The 13742-nt window shown below is 61.3% G+C and carries 17 protein-coding genes; 11 read left to right on the top strand and 6 right to left on the bottom strand.

Translation table 11 applies throughout. The features are described 5' to 3' along the window. Positions 1 to 507: 507 nt before the first annotated feature. Positions 508 to 906, bottom strand: a complete 399-nt coding sequence (locus BM338_RS05540) for a DUF3597 domain-containing protein (protein WP_090449796.1) — start codon at positions 904 to 906, stop codon at positions 508 to 510. Between the two features lie 246 nt (positions 907 to 1152). On the opposite strand from BM338_RS05540, the gene BM338_RS05535 reads away from it, so the two are divergent. Then, entirely contained in the window at positions 1153 to 1605 is a 453-nt protein-coding gene (locus BM338_RS05535) for a nuclear transport factor 2 family protein (protein ID WP_177229232.1), read from the top strand. Between the two features lie 37 nt (positions 1606 to 1642). On the opposite strand, the gene BM338_RS05530 is transcribed toward BM338_RS05535, so the two are convergent. Continuing rightward, positions 1643 to 2323, bottom strand: a complete 681-nt coding sequence (locus BM338_RS05530; protein WP_218156298.1) for a hypothetical protein — start codon at positions 2321 to 2323, stop codon at positions 1643 to 1645. A gap of 101 nt (positions 2324 to 2424) precedes the next feature. Between BM338_RS05530 and BM338_RS05525 the strand changes: the two genes are divergently transcribed. Beyond that, positions 2425 to 2835, top strand: a complete 411-nt coding sequence (locus BM338_RS05525) for a winged helix-turn-helix transcriptional regulator (RefSeq protein ID WP_218156297.1) — start codon at positions 2425 to 2427, stop codon at positions 2833 to 2835. 273 nt (positions 2836 to 3108) lie between these two features. Here BM338_RS05525 and BM338_RS05520 read toward each other — a convergent pair whose 3' ends face one another. Continuing rightward, complete coding sequence (locus tag BM338_RS05520) at positions 3109 to 3594, bottom strand: DUF4019 domain-containing protein (RefSeq protein ID WP_090449793.1); 486 nt, start codon at positions 3592 to 3594, stop codon at positions 3109 to 3111. 259 nt (positions 3595 to 3853) lie between these two features. On the opposite strand from BM338_RS05520, the gene BM338_RS05515 reads away from it, so the two are divergent. Further along, a complete protein-coding gene (locus BM338_RS05515) occupies positions 3854 to 4621 on the top strand; it encodes an ATP-binding cassette domain-containing protein (RefSeq protein WP_255367193.1) in 768 nt (255 codons plus the stop codon). Further along, positions 4618 to 6096, top strand: coding sequence for an ABC transporter permease/substrate-binding protein (locus BM338_RS05510; protein ID WP_090449791.1), 1479 nt, complete (start codon positions 4618 to 4620; stop codon positions 6094 to 6096). Before BM338_RS05515 ends, BM338_RS05510 begins: the two co-directional genes overlap by 4 nt. A gap of 239 nt (positions 6097 to 6335) precedes the next feature. Here BM338_RS05510 and BM338_RS05505 read toward each other — a convergent pair whose 3' ends face one another. After that, positions 6336 to 6557: a TonB-dependent receptor gene (locus tag BM338_RS05505; protein ID WP_090450126.1), complete on the bottom strand. Its 222-nt coding sequence runs from the start codon at positions 6555 to 6557 to the stop codon at positions 6336 to 6338. Here BM338_RS05505 and BM338_RS21580 point away from each other — a divergent pair. The 6 genes from BM338_RS21580 (at position 6556) to BM338_RS05480 (ending at position 10324) form a co-directional block, all read left to right on the top strand. Continuing rightward, a complete protein-coding gene (locus BM338_RS21580; protein WP_177229231.1) occupies positions 6556 to 7038 on the top strand; it encodes a hypothetical protein in 483 nt (160 codons plus the stop codon). The genes BM338_RS05505 and BM338_RS21580 overlap by 2 nt on opposite strands. 217 nt (positions 7039 to 7255) lie before the next feature. Next, positions 7256 to 7462: a hypothetical protein gene (locus BM338_RS05500; protein ID WP_090449790.1), complete on the top strand. Its 207-nt coding sequence runs from the start codon at positions 7256 to 7258 to the stop codon at positions 7460 to 7462. A 195-nt stretch (positions 7463 to 7657) separates the two neighbouring features. Then, the gene (locus BM338_RS05495) at positions 7658 to 8083 is read left to right on the top strand and encodes a nuclear transport factor 2 family protein (protein WP_090449789.1); all 426 of its coding nucleotides are present in this window, start codon (positions 7658 to 7660) and stop codon (positions 8081 to 8083) included. 105 nt (positions 8084 to 8188) lie between these two features. Further along, a complete protein-coding gene (locus tag BM338_RS05490) occupies positions 8189 to 8587 on the top strand; it encodes a VOC family protein (protein ID WP_090449788.1) in 399 nt (132 codons plus the stop codon). Between the two features lie 31 nt (positions 8588 to 8618). Beyond that, the gene (locus BM338_RS05485; RefSeq protein ID WP_255367192.1) at positions 8619 to 9566 is read left to right on the top strand and encodes an ABC transporter ATP-binding protein; all 948 of its coding nucleotides are present in this window, start codon (positions 8619 to 8621) and stop codon (positions 9564 to 9566) included. After that, positions 9563 to 10324 (top strand): ABC transporter permease, encoded by a 762-nt coding sequence (locus tag BM338_RS05480; RefSeq protein WP_090449786.1) that lies wholly within the window; start codon positions 9563 to 9565, stop codon positions 10322 to 10324. Before BM338_RS05485 ends, BM338_RS05480 begins: the two co-directional genes overlap by 4 nt. Positions 10325 to 10652: 328 nt before the next feature. On the opposite strand, the gene BM338_RS05475 is transcribed toward BM338_RS05480, so the two are convergent. Beyond that, positions 10653 to 12092: a MocR-like pyridoxine biosynthesis transcription factor PdxR gene (locus BM338_RS05475; RefSeq protein ID WP_090449785.1), complete on the bottom strand. Its 1440-nt coding sequence runs from the start codon at positions 12090 to 12092 to the stop codon at positions 10653 to 10655. A 241-nt stretch (positions 12093 to 12333) separates the two neighbouring features. Between BM338_RS05475 and BM338_RS05470 the strand changes: the two genes are divergently transcribed. Beyond that, positions 12334 to 12822 carry a hypothetical protein gene (locus BM338_RS05470; RefSeq protein WP_090449784.1) on the top strand — a complete coding sequence of 163 codons (489 nt, stop codon included), beginning with the start codon at positions 12334 to 12336 and terminating at the stop codon, positions 12820 to 12822. Positions 12823 to 13231: 409 nt separating this feature from the next. Here the strand turns inward: BM338_RS05470 and BM338_RS05465 are convergent, their stop codons facing one another. Next, positions 13232 to 13708: an Lrp/AsnC family transcriptional regulator gene (locus BM338_RS05465; RefSeq protein ID WP_090449783.1), complete on the bottom strand. Its 477-nt coding sequence runs from the start codon at positions 13706 to 13708 to the stop codon at positions 13232 to 13234. Positions 13709 to 13742 lie beyond the last annotated feature (34 nt).

The following is a 13742-nucleotide window of genomic DNA, read 5'->3' as shown; positions in this document are numbered from 1 at the left end:
TTGTGTGCTTCGCACGCATGCTTGACTGGATTCCGGCCTTCGCCGGAATGACGACAAGGTATAGCTGAACCTCGAGGCTAATGAGGCAATAGCTTCGGATCGCAAAACAAAGAAAGGGAGCGAACCATCACTGATCCGCTCCCTTCTTATTTTCCGAGCAGAGATCCCTGCGGACGGATCAGCACAGGGGGGGCTGCAAGCTGATCCGGCTTGTCCGCCGCGCGCGTCACCGCGGGCACTTGGCCGTGTTGCTTAAACCCCACGTTTAGGCAACTGCTAGTGGGAAATGACGGTCCGGTGATACGCAGTCCCTACGTGTCATGCCGTACTGCCCTCTCTGCCTTGATAGGTTGCCGATGCGTCGGTGCCACTTGAATCGGAAGATTCCTAGCGAATGCGGGAAGCTGGCATACGTACAGCTACAAGACATTCTTGAAACAAAAAAGCGAAGCGGAGGCACTAGCCATCCGCTTCGCTCGGTCGACCGTAAAACTTCCGGTTCGAGACTTACTGGGTCAAGTCGGCCGGCAGCTTGCCGCCGTTCGCCGCCAACGCCTGCATCAGCTGCTTGTGCAACCAGATGTTCATGGTGGCCGAGTCGTTGGTGTCGCCGGTGTACTTCAGTTCCCCGGCGAGCTCCTTGCGGTGGGCCAGGCTGCTGTCGATACCCAGCGCCTTCATGGTGTCCACGATCGAGGTGCGCCAGTTCAATGCCTGACCGCTTTCACTGACCAGCTGATCCATGATTACAGCAATGTCCACATCCGCCAGCGGCGCGGGTGCAGGTGCAGCAGCAGGAGTCGCCGCCTGCGTGGCCACCGGGTCGGGTGTGGGCTCGGCTGGAGCCGGCTCGCTGGGTTTCGCTTTGCCAAACAGCTTGTTGACGATGTCGCCGAAAATGCTCACTTCGCTCTCCTCTGGTGGGTCAGCGTGATAGTAAGGAGCAGGTGATGACAACTTGCCATCAGAGAATTCTGGTGCCGGTGCTTGAGGCGAACCCGGGGTCTAGATGCGCCCTCTATGACTTCGGCCCATAAGTCCGGGATAGTCATGGGCTGGCAAAGTCCGCTCAGCCCAGGCTCCAAGTCCGCACGTCACGACACGCAAGCCTCGCATGCTGTAATAAATGGACGTCTCACGCTGGAGAACCCCATGCGCACTGCGAATGCCTTGCTTGTGTTGCTACTGCCGGTGCTGCTTCTTGCAAGCGCACCGGCCCTTTCCTCGGAGCAAGAAGACGTGCGGCAGATCCTGCAGGCCGAACGCGAGATCTGCATGGCTTTCGAGCATGAAGACGCGGACTGGCTGGAACACCATCTGGACCCCACCTTCACCTTGACCAGCTCCACCGGCAAGGTCACCACGCGGGCCGATGAGGTTGCCGATTTGCGCAGCGGCACCAAGTACGACGTATTCCGCAACCGCGATTCAAAAGTGCGCCTGTACGGTGATGCCGCTGTGGTCACCGGCATCACCCGGGTGGAAGGCAAAAGCGAAGGCAAGCCTTACGCGCTGGACTTTCAATTCACCGACACCTACGTGCGTAAAGCGGGTGGCTGGGTCCTGGTAGCCAGCCATGCATCGCGGTGGCCGGGCAAAACGTAACAGCGGTGAACGCGCGCGGCCTTTGACCCGCAGAAGCTCAGTCGCGAATCGCCCCATGCCCGGCGCTACGGGCCATCTGGCGGCTCTGCATCAACGCCGCCGCGTGCAGCATCAGGAACATCGGCACAAGGAAAGCCGGAATCAACAGTAAGGGCAGTGACGCCATGGGAGCGGTGCTGATCTCCCCGGGAGCCCCCGTAGTGAGCGTGGCACCCAGGGTGCCCAGGCTGAGAGCCACCACAAGGTCGATGATGCCAAGCACATTCCAGCGAACGAACCCGGCGCTGGCGGCGAAGGCTGGCTGGCGCGCAAGAGCGACGATGATCCAGGGGGCGGTGGCGCCGATGGCCATATCACCGAGGCCGGCCGGCAGCGCAAACATGGCCGGCAGCACGTGGTACGCGTAAAGAAAGAGAAAGCCTAGGCCAGCCCATCGCCACGCTTGGATGCCAGCGATGAGACGAAGATCGAGCGAGAGCACGAAGCCGCGGAATGATTCCGAGAGCCGCAGCCACGTAAAGAAGAACGCCAGCGGCGCAACAACGCCTATCGCAATAGCAAACGGCGGGGTGCCGGCGGGGCCGACGAATGCGCCGACGGAACCGAGCGACACCACAAGCAGGAACCAGGCAATCAGTACAACCGTGACGCTCAGGGATATGCGGTTAAGCCCGCCTGTTTGAGATTCGGCAGCGCGGGGAATGACATGGGTTGCCATAACGCTCTCCTTAGTAACTTGCATTTTGCAAGTATTGACGCAACGTAGCATCATGACTTGCATACTGCAAGTAACTCGGGCTGGCCAAGGAGAACGGGATAGTGAGTACCGCGAAGCCTTTCACGCGCTCCGCCTGTGCGGTTGCCAATTCGCTGGACGTCGTGGGCGACAAGTGGTCGTTACTCGTGGTGCGCGACTTGCTGCACGGCAAACGCACCTACGGCGAACTTGCGGGTTCGATGGAGCGCATTCCGACCAACATCCTTGCCGACCGTCTCAAGCGGCTGGAGGCTGCCGGCATCGTGCAGCGCACCCCCTATCAGCAGCAGCCGGTGAGGTACGCCTACACGCTCACCCCGAAAGGTTGTGCGCTGGGCGACGTGCTGCTCGCGTTTGTGCGTTGGGGGAAAAAGTACATACCGGGGACGCTGGCGCTGAATCAGGGGCCGGCGAGCGTTACATCTGAAGAACCGAAGGCAAGTGCGCGGCGTGTGCGGGCGAAGCGTGAGTAGTCAGACGCCCAGGGGCAGAGCGCGCCTTCATGACTTCAGCTCTGGAGTTGAAGATCGTCAGCGGCTGGAGAAGTCGACTCTGACCCTGGTTTCACTGCACAGCTTCCCCCATTTCCCTTAAAGAAGTCTGTCTGCATATTGATGACTAGTGCAGCCATCGTCATGATCACATCGGCATCTACCCTCAGGCCAATGGCTTTGAAATGCACGATGCCCGATAGGTGGATGAGGTCCGGTTGGGGAAGCTGGCCCCGCCCCCCGGTTTCGCAATAGTCAAAGTTTGGCGGTGAATGACTTGGACAAGAAGTAACCCACGACCTTCCATTGGCCTTGGTCCTTTTGGAAGATCACTTTCTCTACGGCAGTAGCGTTCGTGAATTTGGTATCGAAACCAATGGCCACATACTCCCCAGGCGGAGCATTCGCCAAGTGATGTGTAAAGCCATACCCCTTAACCTTTCGGGTGATCGCCTTACCCGAGGCGCTGCGAAGTGCTTGAAGGGTAGCGGCCCATGTCAATGAAGTGCTGGTTGCCTTAAGCGCGGGCCCTGCGTTGGCCCATGTTTCTTCCATATGGTCAGCATCGAGTTCATTGAAGAAGGCTTTGGCCGCGGCCGCGGCCTCTTGTTCTTGCGCTTCTGTTCCTGCACTAACTTCATCTTGGGTGGCTGATGGCTGGCCGGATGATTGCGGTGCGGAACAAGCTCCACAGCCGGCGAGAAACAGAATGGCAAGGACATGTTTAGCGGGCAGGCGCATATAACCTTCCTCAGTCTGATCTGGCTAAGTTACGGTGACGGCCTTATTACCTTAGCCAAACCTGGGATGGAGTGCGATTCTCATCACTTCTTCTCTGGGTGTGTTCGATAGTTGGCGCACGCACATCGTGGTCGCCACGGGAGGCTTGCAGTAGAGTCTTGGCCCATGTCACGGACGCCTCGTTATCAAGCTTCCATGCACGGTGCATCCGACCCGGAAGCGCTGCGCACTGCATCAACACTCAACCATGGACACGGCCTTGTCCGCGGTTGATGCGCCCGCGGCGGCCTTTGCGCTGGAGCACGTCAGCAAGCGCTACGGCGCAGTGCGGGCGCTGCAGGATGTGAGCTTCGCGGTGGCGCCCGGCAGCACCGCGGCGTTGATCGGCAGTAGCGGCTCCGGTAAGTCGACCGTGCTGCGCCTGTTGCTGGGTCTGGATTGGCCTGATGAGGGCGAGGTCAAGACGGAGGGATGCGCGCTGGAGCGCTCGCAGGTGTTGGCTTTGCGGCAACGCGTGGGCTACGTGATCCAGGAGGGTGGCCTGTTTCCGCACCTCACCGTCTTGGGCAATCTGGCGCTACTGCCTCGCCATCTGGGATGGAGTGCGGAGCGCATTCGCCAGCGCGCGGAAGAGCTGGCTGACTTGGCCCATCTCCCACACAACGTATTGGAGCGCTACCCCGCCGAACTCTCCGGTGGCCAGCGCCAGCGCGTCGCTTTGATGCGCGGCCTGATGTTGAATCCGGATGCGTTGCTGCTTGACGAACCCTTAGGTGCGCTGGACCCCATCGTGCGCCACGAGCTGCAGGATGAGCTCAAATTGATCTTTGATCAGCTGGGCAAAACCGTGATTGTGGTGACGCACGATCTGGCCGAGGCGGCGTGGTTCGCCGAACGCCTGATACTGCTGCGCGAAGGTCGGGTGGTACAGGACGGCCGCCTCGACGATCTGCGCGATCGGCCGGTAGACGCTTTCGTCAGCCGCTTCGTGGAAGCGCAACGGCGTTTGCCGGAGCCTTCCGCATGAAGCGCCTACTGCTGATGGCGTTATGGCTGCTGCCGTCGATGCAACTCTGCGCCGCACCGGTGCGCATTGGCTCCAAGCAATTTACCGAGTCGGTGATTCTGGCCGAGATAGCCCGCCTCAATGCGCGCGACACGGGCGTGCAGGTGCAACACCAGCGCGAACTGGGCGGTACCAGCATTTTGTGGAGTGCCCTGAAGCACGGCGATATCGATGTGTATTCCGAATACACCGGCACGCTGACCCACGAACTGTTGAAAGACGTGGCACCCGATGCCGACATCGCAACGCTGCGCGCAAAGCTGAAGCCGCTCGGCATCGGTCTTACCGATTCGCTCGGCTTCAACGACACCTACGCCGTCGGCATGCGCGAGGATCGCGCCACGCAACTCGGCATCACGCGCATCTCCGATCTGGCGACGCATCCTGAATTGCGCTTTGGCTTCTCCAACGAGTTCATGGATCGCGAGGATGGCTGGCCCGGCGTACGACAGCGCTATGGCCTACCGCAGACGCAGGTGCGCGGGCTGGATCACAGCTTGTCGTATCGCGCCGTGGCGAGTCGTGCGGTCGATGCCATCGATCTGTACAGCACCGACGCCGAGATCGCGTACTACCACTTGCGTGTGCTCGACGATGACCGTCGCTACTTCCCGCGCTACGAGGCGGTGTTTCTATATCGTCTGGAACTCGAACAAAACCAGCCGGCGTTTATCGCCGCGCTGCGCAAACTCACTGGCCGCATCGATGAAGCATCGATGCGGCAAATGAATGCCGAGGCCAAACTCAAGGGCATCAAGGAGACGGAAGTCGCCGCGCGTTTTCTTGGCGTGCAGTCGGACGGCGACGATGCGAGTCTTGGTTCGCGCTTGCTCAAGCGCACCATTGAGCACGTCAAGCTGGTGATCCTATCGCTCGGTCTGGCCGTGGTGCTGGCGATTCCGCTGGGTATTCTGGCGGCGCGGCGCAAGCGGTTGGGGCAGATCGTCATCGGCCTCACCGGCATTCTGCAGACGGTGCCGTCGCTGGCGATGTTTGTTTTCATGATCCCGCTGTTCGGTATCGGCACGTGGCCGGCCATCGTGGCGCTATTTCTCTACAGCCTATTGCCCATCGTGCGTAACACTTACACGGGGCTGGTGGGCATCCCGCACGACTTGCTCGAATCCGCCGCCGCATTGGGTTTGCCGAGCAGCGTGCGCTTGCGCCGGGTGGAGCTGCCCATGGCGATGCGCTCGATCCTGGCCGGTATCAAGACTGCCGCAGTGATCAATGTTGGTACCGCCACGCTGGCTGCCTTGATTGGTGCAGGTGGTTATGGGCAACCCATTCTCACCGGCATCCGTTTGGATAACATCGGCTTGATTCTTGAGGGTGCGGTGCCGGCGGCGCTGCTCGCCCTGATCGTGCAGGGCGTGTTCGAGGGGGTTGAGCGCTGGCTGACGCCCTATGGGTTGAGGATTGAGGCGCGGCAGTAGGCCATTGGCAGATGGAGATCCCGGCGAGGTTTGATTCGCATCGAATCTAAGCTGAGCCCCACTTCCGTCATTCCGGCGAAGGCCGGAATCCAGTCCAATGAACTGTGCGTAGCACTCAACATAAAATATGTGTGCTTCGCACGCGTACTTAACTGGATTCCGGCCTTCGCCGGAATGACGACAGGTGGCGCTTCATGCTTCGGTCGAAATTCGACGCCAGTCAGGTCACCAGAAATCCGCTACCTCGACTGCACCCAGGTCGACTCAATGTCGTCCTTCACCACTGCATCGATTTCCGCGACGGGAATGTCGGTGAGTTCGGTGATGCGGCCGTGCCGCATGCCGAAAAAGATGCCATCGCGTCGATAAGTGGCCGTCCAGGTGACACGGCCATGGTTGGCATGTTCGTAATCCCCTTCGTACATAAAGCCATTGCTGGTCTTGCCGGAAACACTGGTCATGATCGATACCCTGTCCATTAAAGAGCCATGGCGAATGCCGCTAACGCTCGTCCAGCTCCGTCCTGCCATCCACGATACCCTCTCCATCCCAGTGATCTTCCCGCACCCCTTGCGGATCGATATCCAGTCGCCCGGAGGAAGTAGCTGGCGTGGATGGCCAGCGATGATGCTGCCTGCGTTCGGCGGTTCCCTTCGCAGGCTCAAAGCGAAGCCGGTGCGGATAGAAGTACAGCGCGTTGGTTGGATTGAAAACGTACATGGTCAGGCCTGGCTATGCATAGGGCTGCACCAGCATCAGCGGGTCTTCGGCCCGCCGGCCGCCAAGCTTCCACAGGTTGTTCCGCTTGTCGCACTTCGGGCAGACGAAAAACAAGCCTTTCTCGTCGATCTCGGGAGGCGCCGATGCCACGGCAAAATCCTCACCGCATTGTATGCAGATCCACCCAGGGAGATCGGTCCGGCACTGGCTCATATCGCATGACATCCGCGCACGACTCGAAGCCCACTAGATATGCGCGCAGCCACGTTACGCGGATGTAACGCGGCCCGCCAGGATGCGGTTCACGCGGCCCTCCGCATGTCATAACAGCACGCTAATGCCATACAGCGCACTCTGGCGACAAGCACCAGATGTTTCATGGATCGATCGGCAGGTTTACCACACGAGAGCGGCAAACATGAGCGCGCACCATCCATCCATGTCACGTATTCATATCTACACCCAGGCGTTGCTCGCTCGTTTGCAGGGGGCGGCCCGCCGCATGGGCCTGCAGAAACCCGTCGCCACCCCGCCGCCGCTGACGCGAAGGCAGCTGCTGTTGATGGCGCAGGACAAAAAGAAGGCAGAGGAGCGCGCGCGTCACCTCGCGCTGGCCCGCCAGCTCAAGGCGCATGGCCACTCTTGAGCGCTCAGTGCCGGCTTTCGGGCTGGGCACGTACGAGTCCATGACCACATCCTCCGGCACATGACGGGCTTCGACCCGCGTGCCAACGTCGCTTCCGTTTGCGCGGTGTCTGTCGAGGGCTGGTCTCTCACGCAGTGATGGGACGCTGATCAGGATCGCCGCGCTATCGAGCTTCGATATCCACGGAGAGCGTTCATGACCAGACTCATACAGATGGTTTCGTTAGGCATGCTGTCGTTGCTGTTGCCCTTGTCGGCGGCGGCATGCGGCAAGTCGGCCGATCCGGCCGCGGTGGTGCAGGCGCAGGTGGAGGCCTACAACGCCCACAATATCGACGCGTTCGCCGCCTGTTACGCGGACAACGTGACCATAACCGACCTCAGCGGCAAGCGTCCCGAGATCAAGGGCATCGATGCGTTGAAGAAGGCATTCGCTTTCCTGGCCACGGTGCCCAAGGCGTTTCATGTCGAAATCGTGCAGCGCGACATTACTGGTCCGACCGTGGCCGATCACGAACGCGTGATCGGTCTCCCGCCGGAGAAGGGCCAGCCCGAGTCGCTCGCCGTGTATGAAGTGCGCGACGGCAAAATCCTGAACGTGTGGTTCCCGCCACACAGTTAAGCCGCCAGCGCTTGAATTCATCCGCGCACTTCCCAACCTGCCCGGGAGTGCGCGGAAAAATCGAAGTATGCTTCCGCGCCAGCGCTGCTTACCGAAGGAGCCAACATGGCGCACGCGGTCACTACGTTCCTGATGTTCGAGGGCGTTGCCGAGCAGGCGATGCAGCTGTATGTGTCGCTTTTCGGTCGCTCCGGCATACGCTCGATCGAGCGTTATGGCCCGGACGAAACCGGTCCGGAAGGCACGGTGAAGGTGGCGAGCTTTGCGCTGTGTGGCCGGGAGTGGCGGTGTTCCGACAGCCCGATAAAACACAACTTCACGTTTACCCCGTCCATGTCCCTGTTCGTCGATTGCGAGAGCGACGCCGAGCTGGAGCACGCGTTCAAGCAGCTTTCCGAGGGTGGCATGGTGCTTATGCCGCTCGATAACTATGGTTTCAGCAAGCGCTTTGGCTGGGTCAGCGACCGCTTCGGCGTGTCATGGCAACTCAATCTGCCGGCGTGAACCGATGACCGCATTGGTATCTAGGAACCCCATGAACGATCAGGTCACCACGGCGACGCACGCCGTTTCTATTCGCGGTATCAGCAAGACATACAAGAACGGTTTTCAGGCGCTGAAGGCGGTGGACCTGGATATCCGGCGCGGCGAGATCTTCGCGCTGCTCGGGCCGAATGGCGCAGGCAAGACCACGCTGATCAGCATTGTCTGCGGTATCGTCCAGCCCAGCAGCGGCACCGTGACGGCGGATGGCCACGACGTGCTGCGCGACTACCGCGCCGCGCGCTCGCGCATCGGCCTGGTGCCGCAGGAGCTGTCGACGGATGCGTTCGAAACCGTATGGGCCGCGGTGCGCTTTAGTCGCGGCCTGTTCGGGCGGCCGCGTAACGACCAGCATATCGAGAAGGTGCTGCGCGACCTGTCGCTGTGGGAAAAGAAAGACGCCAAGATCATGACCCTGTCGGGCGGCATGAAGCGCCGCGTGCTGATCGCCAAGGCACTGGCGCACGAACCGAGCATCCTGTTCCTCGACGAACCCACCGCCGGTGTGGACGTGGAGCTGCGCCACGACATGTGGCGCATGGTGCGCGGCCTGCGCGACACCGGCGTCACCGTGATCCTCACCACGCATTACATCGACGAGGCCGAGGAAATGGCTGACCGCGTCGGCGTGATCACGCGCGGTGAACTGATTCTGGTCGAAGAGAAAGATGTGCTGATGCGCAAGCTCGGCAAGAAACAACTCTCCATCAGCCTGCAATCGCCGCTGCAAGCGCTTCCCGCCGGCCTCGACGGCTACGCGCTGGAGCTTGCCGACGACGGCGCCACCCTGACCTACACCTTCGACGCGCAGAGCGAAGACACCGGCATCGCCGCCCTGCTGCGCAAGCTCGGCGAGCGTGGCGTGGACTTCAAAGATCTGCACACGCTGGAAAGCTCACTCGAAGACATCTTCGTCACCCTGGTGCGGAGCACGCCATGAACATCCCTGCGATCCGCGCCATCTACCGTTTCGAAATGGCCCGCACCTTCCGCACCCTGACGCAGAGCATCGTGTCGCCGGTGTTGTCGACTTCGCTCTACTTCATCGTGTTCGGCACCGCCATCGGCTCGCGCATGGGCGACATTGGTGGCACCAGCTACGGCGCCTTCATCATCCCCGGACTGATCATGCTGTCGTTGCTCAACGAAAGCATTTCCAATGCATCATTCGGCATCTACCTGCCCAAATGGTCCGGCACCATCTACGAACTGCTCTCCGCGCCAGTCTCCCCGCTCGAAGCCGTACTCGGCTACGTTGGCGCGGCCACCACCAAGTCCGTGATGCTCGGCCTGCTGATCCTCGTCACCGCCCGCTTCTTCGTGCCCTACAGCGTGATGCACCCCGGTTGGATGCTCGCCTTCCTGCTACTGACCGCTGTCACCTTCAGCCTGTTCGGTTTCATCATCGGCCTATGGGCCGACGACTTCCAAAAGCTGCAAGTGATTCCCCTGATGGTAGTCACCCCACTGACCTTTCTCGGCGGCGCCTTCTACTCCATCGGCATGCTCCCCCCGTTCTGGCAGAAAGTGGCCCTGTTCAATCCCGTGGTCTACCTCATCAGCGGCTTCCGCTGGAGCTTCTATGGCCAATCCGACGTCAACGTCATGGTCAGCGCCGGCATGACCCTGGCCTTCCTGTTGGTGTGCGCCTTCATCGTGGGATGGATCTTCCGTACCGGGTACAAGCTGCGGGCATAGCATCCATTGCTTCCGCGACATGGGTTGGATGAAAAGGTCCCGAAGAAAACCACCCCGCCGCCTGACACTGGAAAAGGCGCAGCTACAAAGCCCGCCGTCTGCTCTTCAGGCCATTTCTCTTTGGTTACTTTCTCTTTGGGCCAGCAAAGAGAAAGTGACTCGGACCGCGGCAGCGGTTCGAAAGCCCGCGGCAGGCGAGCCAGGTCGCGATAGCGCGAACATCGAACACTTCACTACTGGATCCCTGCCTGCGCAGGGATGACGAAGTAGGAGGGGGCGGCTCAAGGCCCGAACCCTCACCCCAACCCCTCTCCCGAGGGGAGAGGGGTTAGGCCACACCCTGATCAAACGCATCCAAACACCGCCCAAACAACTGCATAGCCTCCCTCAACTCCACCGTAGAAAGCGCGCAATACCCAAGAATCAACCCCGGCTGTGCCGGCCGCTTGAAGTAATGTGGCTCCATCGGATGCAGCCCCAGTCCATGCTCATGCGCATAATCGATCAACGCCTCCGCACGCGCGTAGTCATAGCCGCGTAGCCACGCCACCATATGCATCCCCGCCTGCGAGTTGGCGATCTCCACACGATCACCGGCATGACGATGCAGCCCCTCGATCAACGCATCGCGCCGCGACTTCAGCTCCTTCGTCGCGTGGCGAAGATGCCGCTCAAAACCACCACTCTCCATAAAATGCGCCAGCGCCGCCTGCTCAATCACCGGACAGAAGAAATCGCTGAGGTACTTGGCGGTAACGAAATCGTCGCGCAGCGCCGCCGGCACCACCATGTAGGCCAATCGCAGCGAGCCGAACATCACTTTGGAGAAGGTGCCGACATAGATCACACGATCGCTGTGGTCGAGCGAGCGCATCGCATGGAGCGGGTGGGAGTCGTAGCGAAACTCGCTGTCGTAGTCATCCTCGATCACCCAGCAACGATGCTCGGCGGCGTAGCGCAGTAACTCCAGGCGACGCTGCAAGGACAGCACCGTGCCGCTGGGGAACTGGTGCGAAGGCGTCACATAGATCAGGCGTGGCGCATTTCGCGGCAACGCAGAGCAGACCAGGCCGTCGGCATCGGTGCGCACAGGTACCAGCTTGGCGCCGTGGGCGCCGAAAGCCTGTCGCGCGCCGAAATAGGTCGGGTCCTCCATCACCACGCGATCGCCTTCGTCCAACAGCACGCGCGCGGTCAGCGTAAACGCCTGCTGCGTGCCGCTGATGATCAGCACATCCTCCGGCCGCGTCTGCACACCGCGACGGCGTGCGAGATAGTCGCAGACCTGCTCGCGCAAGGAGAGCAGCCCTTGAGCGCGTGAACCGCCTTGTGGCGTATACGCCGCGGCGCGGGCGAGTTCGCGCGCCCACAGGTCGTTCAAGGCCGGATGGGTCTGCGGATTGCCGTACTGCAGGTTGTAACGCAAGCCGTGATGGCGCACCCCGATGGTGCGGTCCGCCACTGCGCGGGCGCGGCGCGCATAGCGCGAAGGCGCGGCAATGGTCCGTTCGGAAGGCGGCGGCGCGGGCTTGGTCTCGATCGCTGCGACATAGCTGCCCGAGCCCACGTGCCCTTCGATAAACCCCTCCGCGCGCAACTGTTCGTAGGCGGCCAACGCGGTGATGCGGGACATCTCCAGGTCGCGCGCCAACGCGCGCGTGGGTGGCAGGCGCGTGCCCGCACCGAGGCGTCCATCGAGGATGGCCGCCTTGAGCGCCCGCGTAAGTTGGGCATAACGGGGGCCTTGGCCGTCGAGTTCCAGAAACACCGCTACACCCTCCTGGGCATTGGCTCTACAGGACGCCGGAAAATTGGATATGGATGAAAGCCATTCGGGTGCCTAGCCTGCACTCGGCGACCGGGTCGCACAAGCGGCGCCGCATGCATCCGGGATGTGTGTGGGCTCCCTTGCCGTAAGCCGCTTATCCCCCGCGGACGGGCCTCTCCCCCGGCCCTCATCCCCCACCCGAAAGTCCGCGGGGGAGTTCTTTTTTTATCGGAGACGTTGCATGAGCACAGTGTTGTCGATGAAGGCTGGCCCGGCACCGAGGTCGGCCGCAATTTTGCTTGGCACCGGTTTGTTGGTGGCGACGGTGGACGCGATCTTCGCGTGCACGTACTGGCATATGGCGGCCGGGTTGCCGGCGGCGCGCATTTTTCAGGGCATTGCGGCCGGCCTGCTGGGCAAGGCGGCGTTCCAGGGCGGTGCGGCGACGGTATGGCTTGGCGCGGCGCTGCATTACGGTATGGCGATAGTGATGGTGCTGGCTTATTACCTTGCCAGCCGGTGGATGCCGGTGTTGGCGCGCAGGCCATGGGTGTATGGGCCGCTGTATGGGTTGGTGGTTTATGCGGTGATGAATGGGGTGGTGTTGCCGTTGTCGGCGGTGGGGAAGCAGCCGCATGCGGTGGCTTGGGTGGTTTGTAGTGTGGTGGTGCATGTGTTGGTGGTGGGGGTGCCTAGTGCGTTGGCGACGCGGGCGGCGCGCGGCGGCTGAGCACGCTTTGCTCTCTCTCCCTCCGGGAGAGGGTTCGGCTCTTGCGACATCCTTCCCTACTTCGTCATTCCGGCGTAGGCCGGAATCCAGTGGCGTTGTCGTTCGGTTGTCGCGTTGTCGCGACCGGGCTCGCCTGCCGCGGGCTTCCGAACCGCTGCCGCGGTCCGGGTCACTTTCTCTTTGCTGGCCCAAAGAGAAAGTAACCAAAGAGAAATGGCCTGAAGGGCAGGCGGTGCGCTTCGTAGCCGCGCCTTTTCCAGTGTCAGGCGTCGAGATGGTTGTCTTCGGGCCTGATTGTCTATTCCTTATCGAAGCGCAACATCTCCCTCTCCCCTCCGGGGAGAGGGTTGGGGTGAGGGGTGGGTGCTCGAGATAACGTGACTACGCAGCGCTCAATCGCGACAGCGCATCACTCCTGCAAATCCATCGGCACCAACAACCCCCGCTTCAACGTTCCCAACGCCACCCGCGTCTGAAAACGCCGCACATTGCCGTTCTCCGCCACCAGCCTTTGCATCAGCGCGTCGTAATCCTCGACATCCCTGGCGGTGACGATGAGTACGTAGTCGCCTTCGCCGGTGACGTACCAGGCTTCCTGGATGGCGGGTTCGGTGGCGATCCATTGTTTGAGGCTCGCCATCAGTTCGGGGCGTTCGCGTTCGACTTCGATGTCGACGATAAGGGTGAGGGGGCGGCCGGTGCGTTTGGGGTCGACCACGGCGACTTCGGTGGTGATGATGGACTCGTCGCGCAGGCGAGCGATGCGGCGTTGAACGGCGGAGGCGGAGAGGCCGATGTCGGTGCCGATCAGTTCGGCGGAGCGGCGCGCATCGGTTTGCAGGATGGCGAGGATGCGGCGGTCGAATTTGTCGAGTTCGGTAGGCATGGCCGCGCGCTGCTCGCATTAAACGGGGAAAGAA

The sequence above is a fragment of the Dyella sp. OK004 genome (genome assembly GCF_900114495.1).
Lineage (GTDB): Bacteria > Pseudomonadota > Gammaproteobacteria > Xanthomonadales > Rhodanobacteraceae > Dyella_D.
This window is presented reverse-complemented; position numbering and strand designations above follow the sequence as displayed.

Bases quoted from the DNA above. Each gene is read 5' to 3' on its own strand.
- BM338_RS05480 (WP_090449786.1), top strand. From the start codon at position 9,563: ATGAACATCCCTGCGATCCGCGCCATCTACCGTTTCGAAATGGCCCGC.
- BM338_RS05535 (WP_177229232.1), top strand. From the start codon at position 1,153: ATGCGCACTGCGAATGCCTTGCTTGTGTTGCTACTGCCGGTGCTGCTT.
- BM338_RS05510 (WP_090449791.1), top strand. From the start codon at position 4,618: ATGAAGCGCCTACTGCTGATGGCGTTATGGCTGCTGCCGTCGATGCAA.
- BM338_RS05470 (WP_090449784.1), top strand. From the start codon at position 12,334: ATGAGCACAGTGTTGTCGATGAAGGCTGGCCCGGCACCGAGGTCGGCC.
- BM338_RS21580 (WP_177229231.1), top strand. From the start codon at position 6,556: ATGATCGATACCCTGTCCATTAAAGAGCCATGGCGAATGCCGCTAACG.
- BM338_RS05495 (WP_090449789.1), top strand. From the start codon at position 7,658: ATGACCAGACTCATACAGATGGTTTCGTTAGGCATGCTGTCGTTGCTG.
- BM338_RS05530 (WP_218156298.1), bottom strand. From the start codon at position 2,323: ATGGCAACCCATGTCATTCCCCGCGCTGCCGAATCTCAAACAGGCGGG.
- BM338_RS05520 (WP_090449793.1), bottom strand. From the start codon at position 3,594: ATGCGCCTGCCCGCTAAACATGTCCTTGCCATTCTGTTTCTCGCCGGC.
- BM338_RS05465 (WP_090449783.1), bottom strand. From the start codon at position 13,708: ATGCCTACCGAACTCGACAAATTCGACCGCCGCATCCTCGCCATCCTG.
- BM338_RS05505 (WP_090450126.1), bottom strand. From the start codon at position 6,557: ATGACCAGTGTTTCCGGCAAGACCAGCAATGGCTTTATGTACGAAGGG.
- BM338_RS05490 (WP_090449788.1), top strand. From the start codon at position 8,189: ATGGCGCACGCGGTCACTACGTTCCTGATGTTCGAGGGCGTTGCCGAG.
- BM338_RS05500 (WP_090449790.1), top strand. From the start codon at position 7,256: ATGTCACGTATTCATATCTACACCCAGGCGTTGCTCGCTCGTTTGCAG.
- BM338_RS05485 (WP_255367192.1), top strand. From the start codon at position 8,619: ATGAACGATCAGGTCACCACGGCGACGCACGCCGTTTCTATTCGCGGT.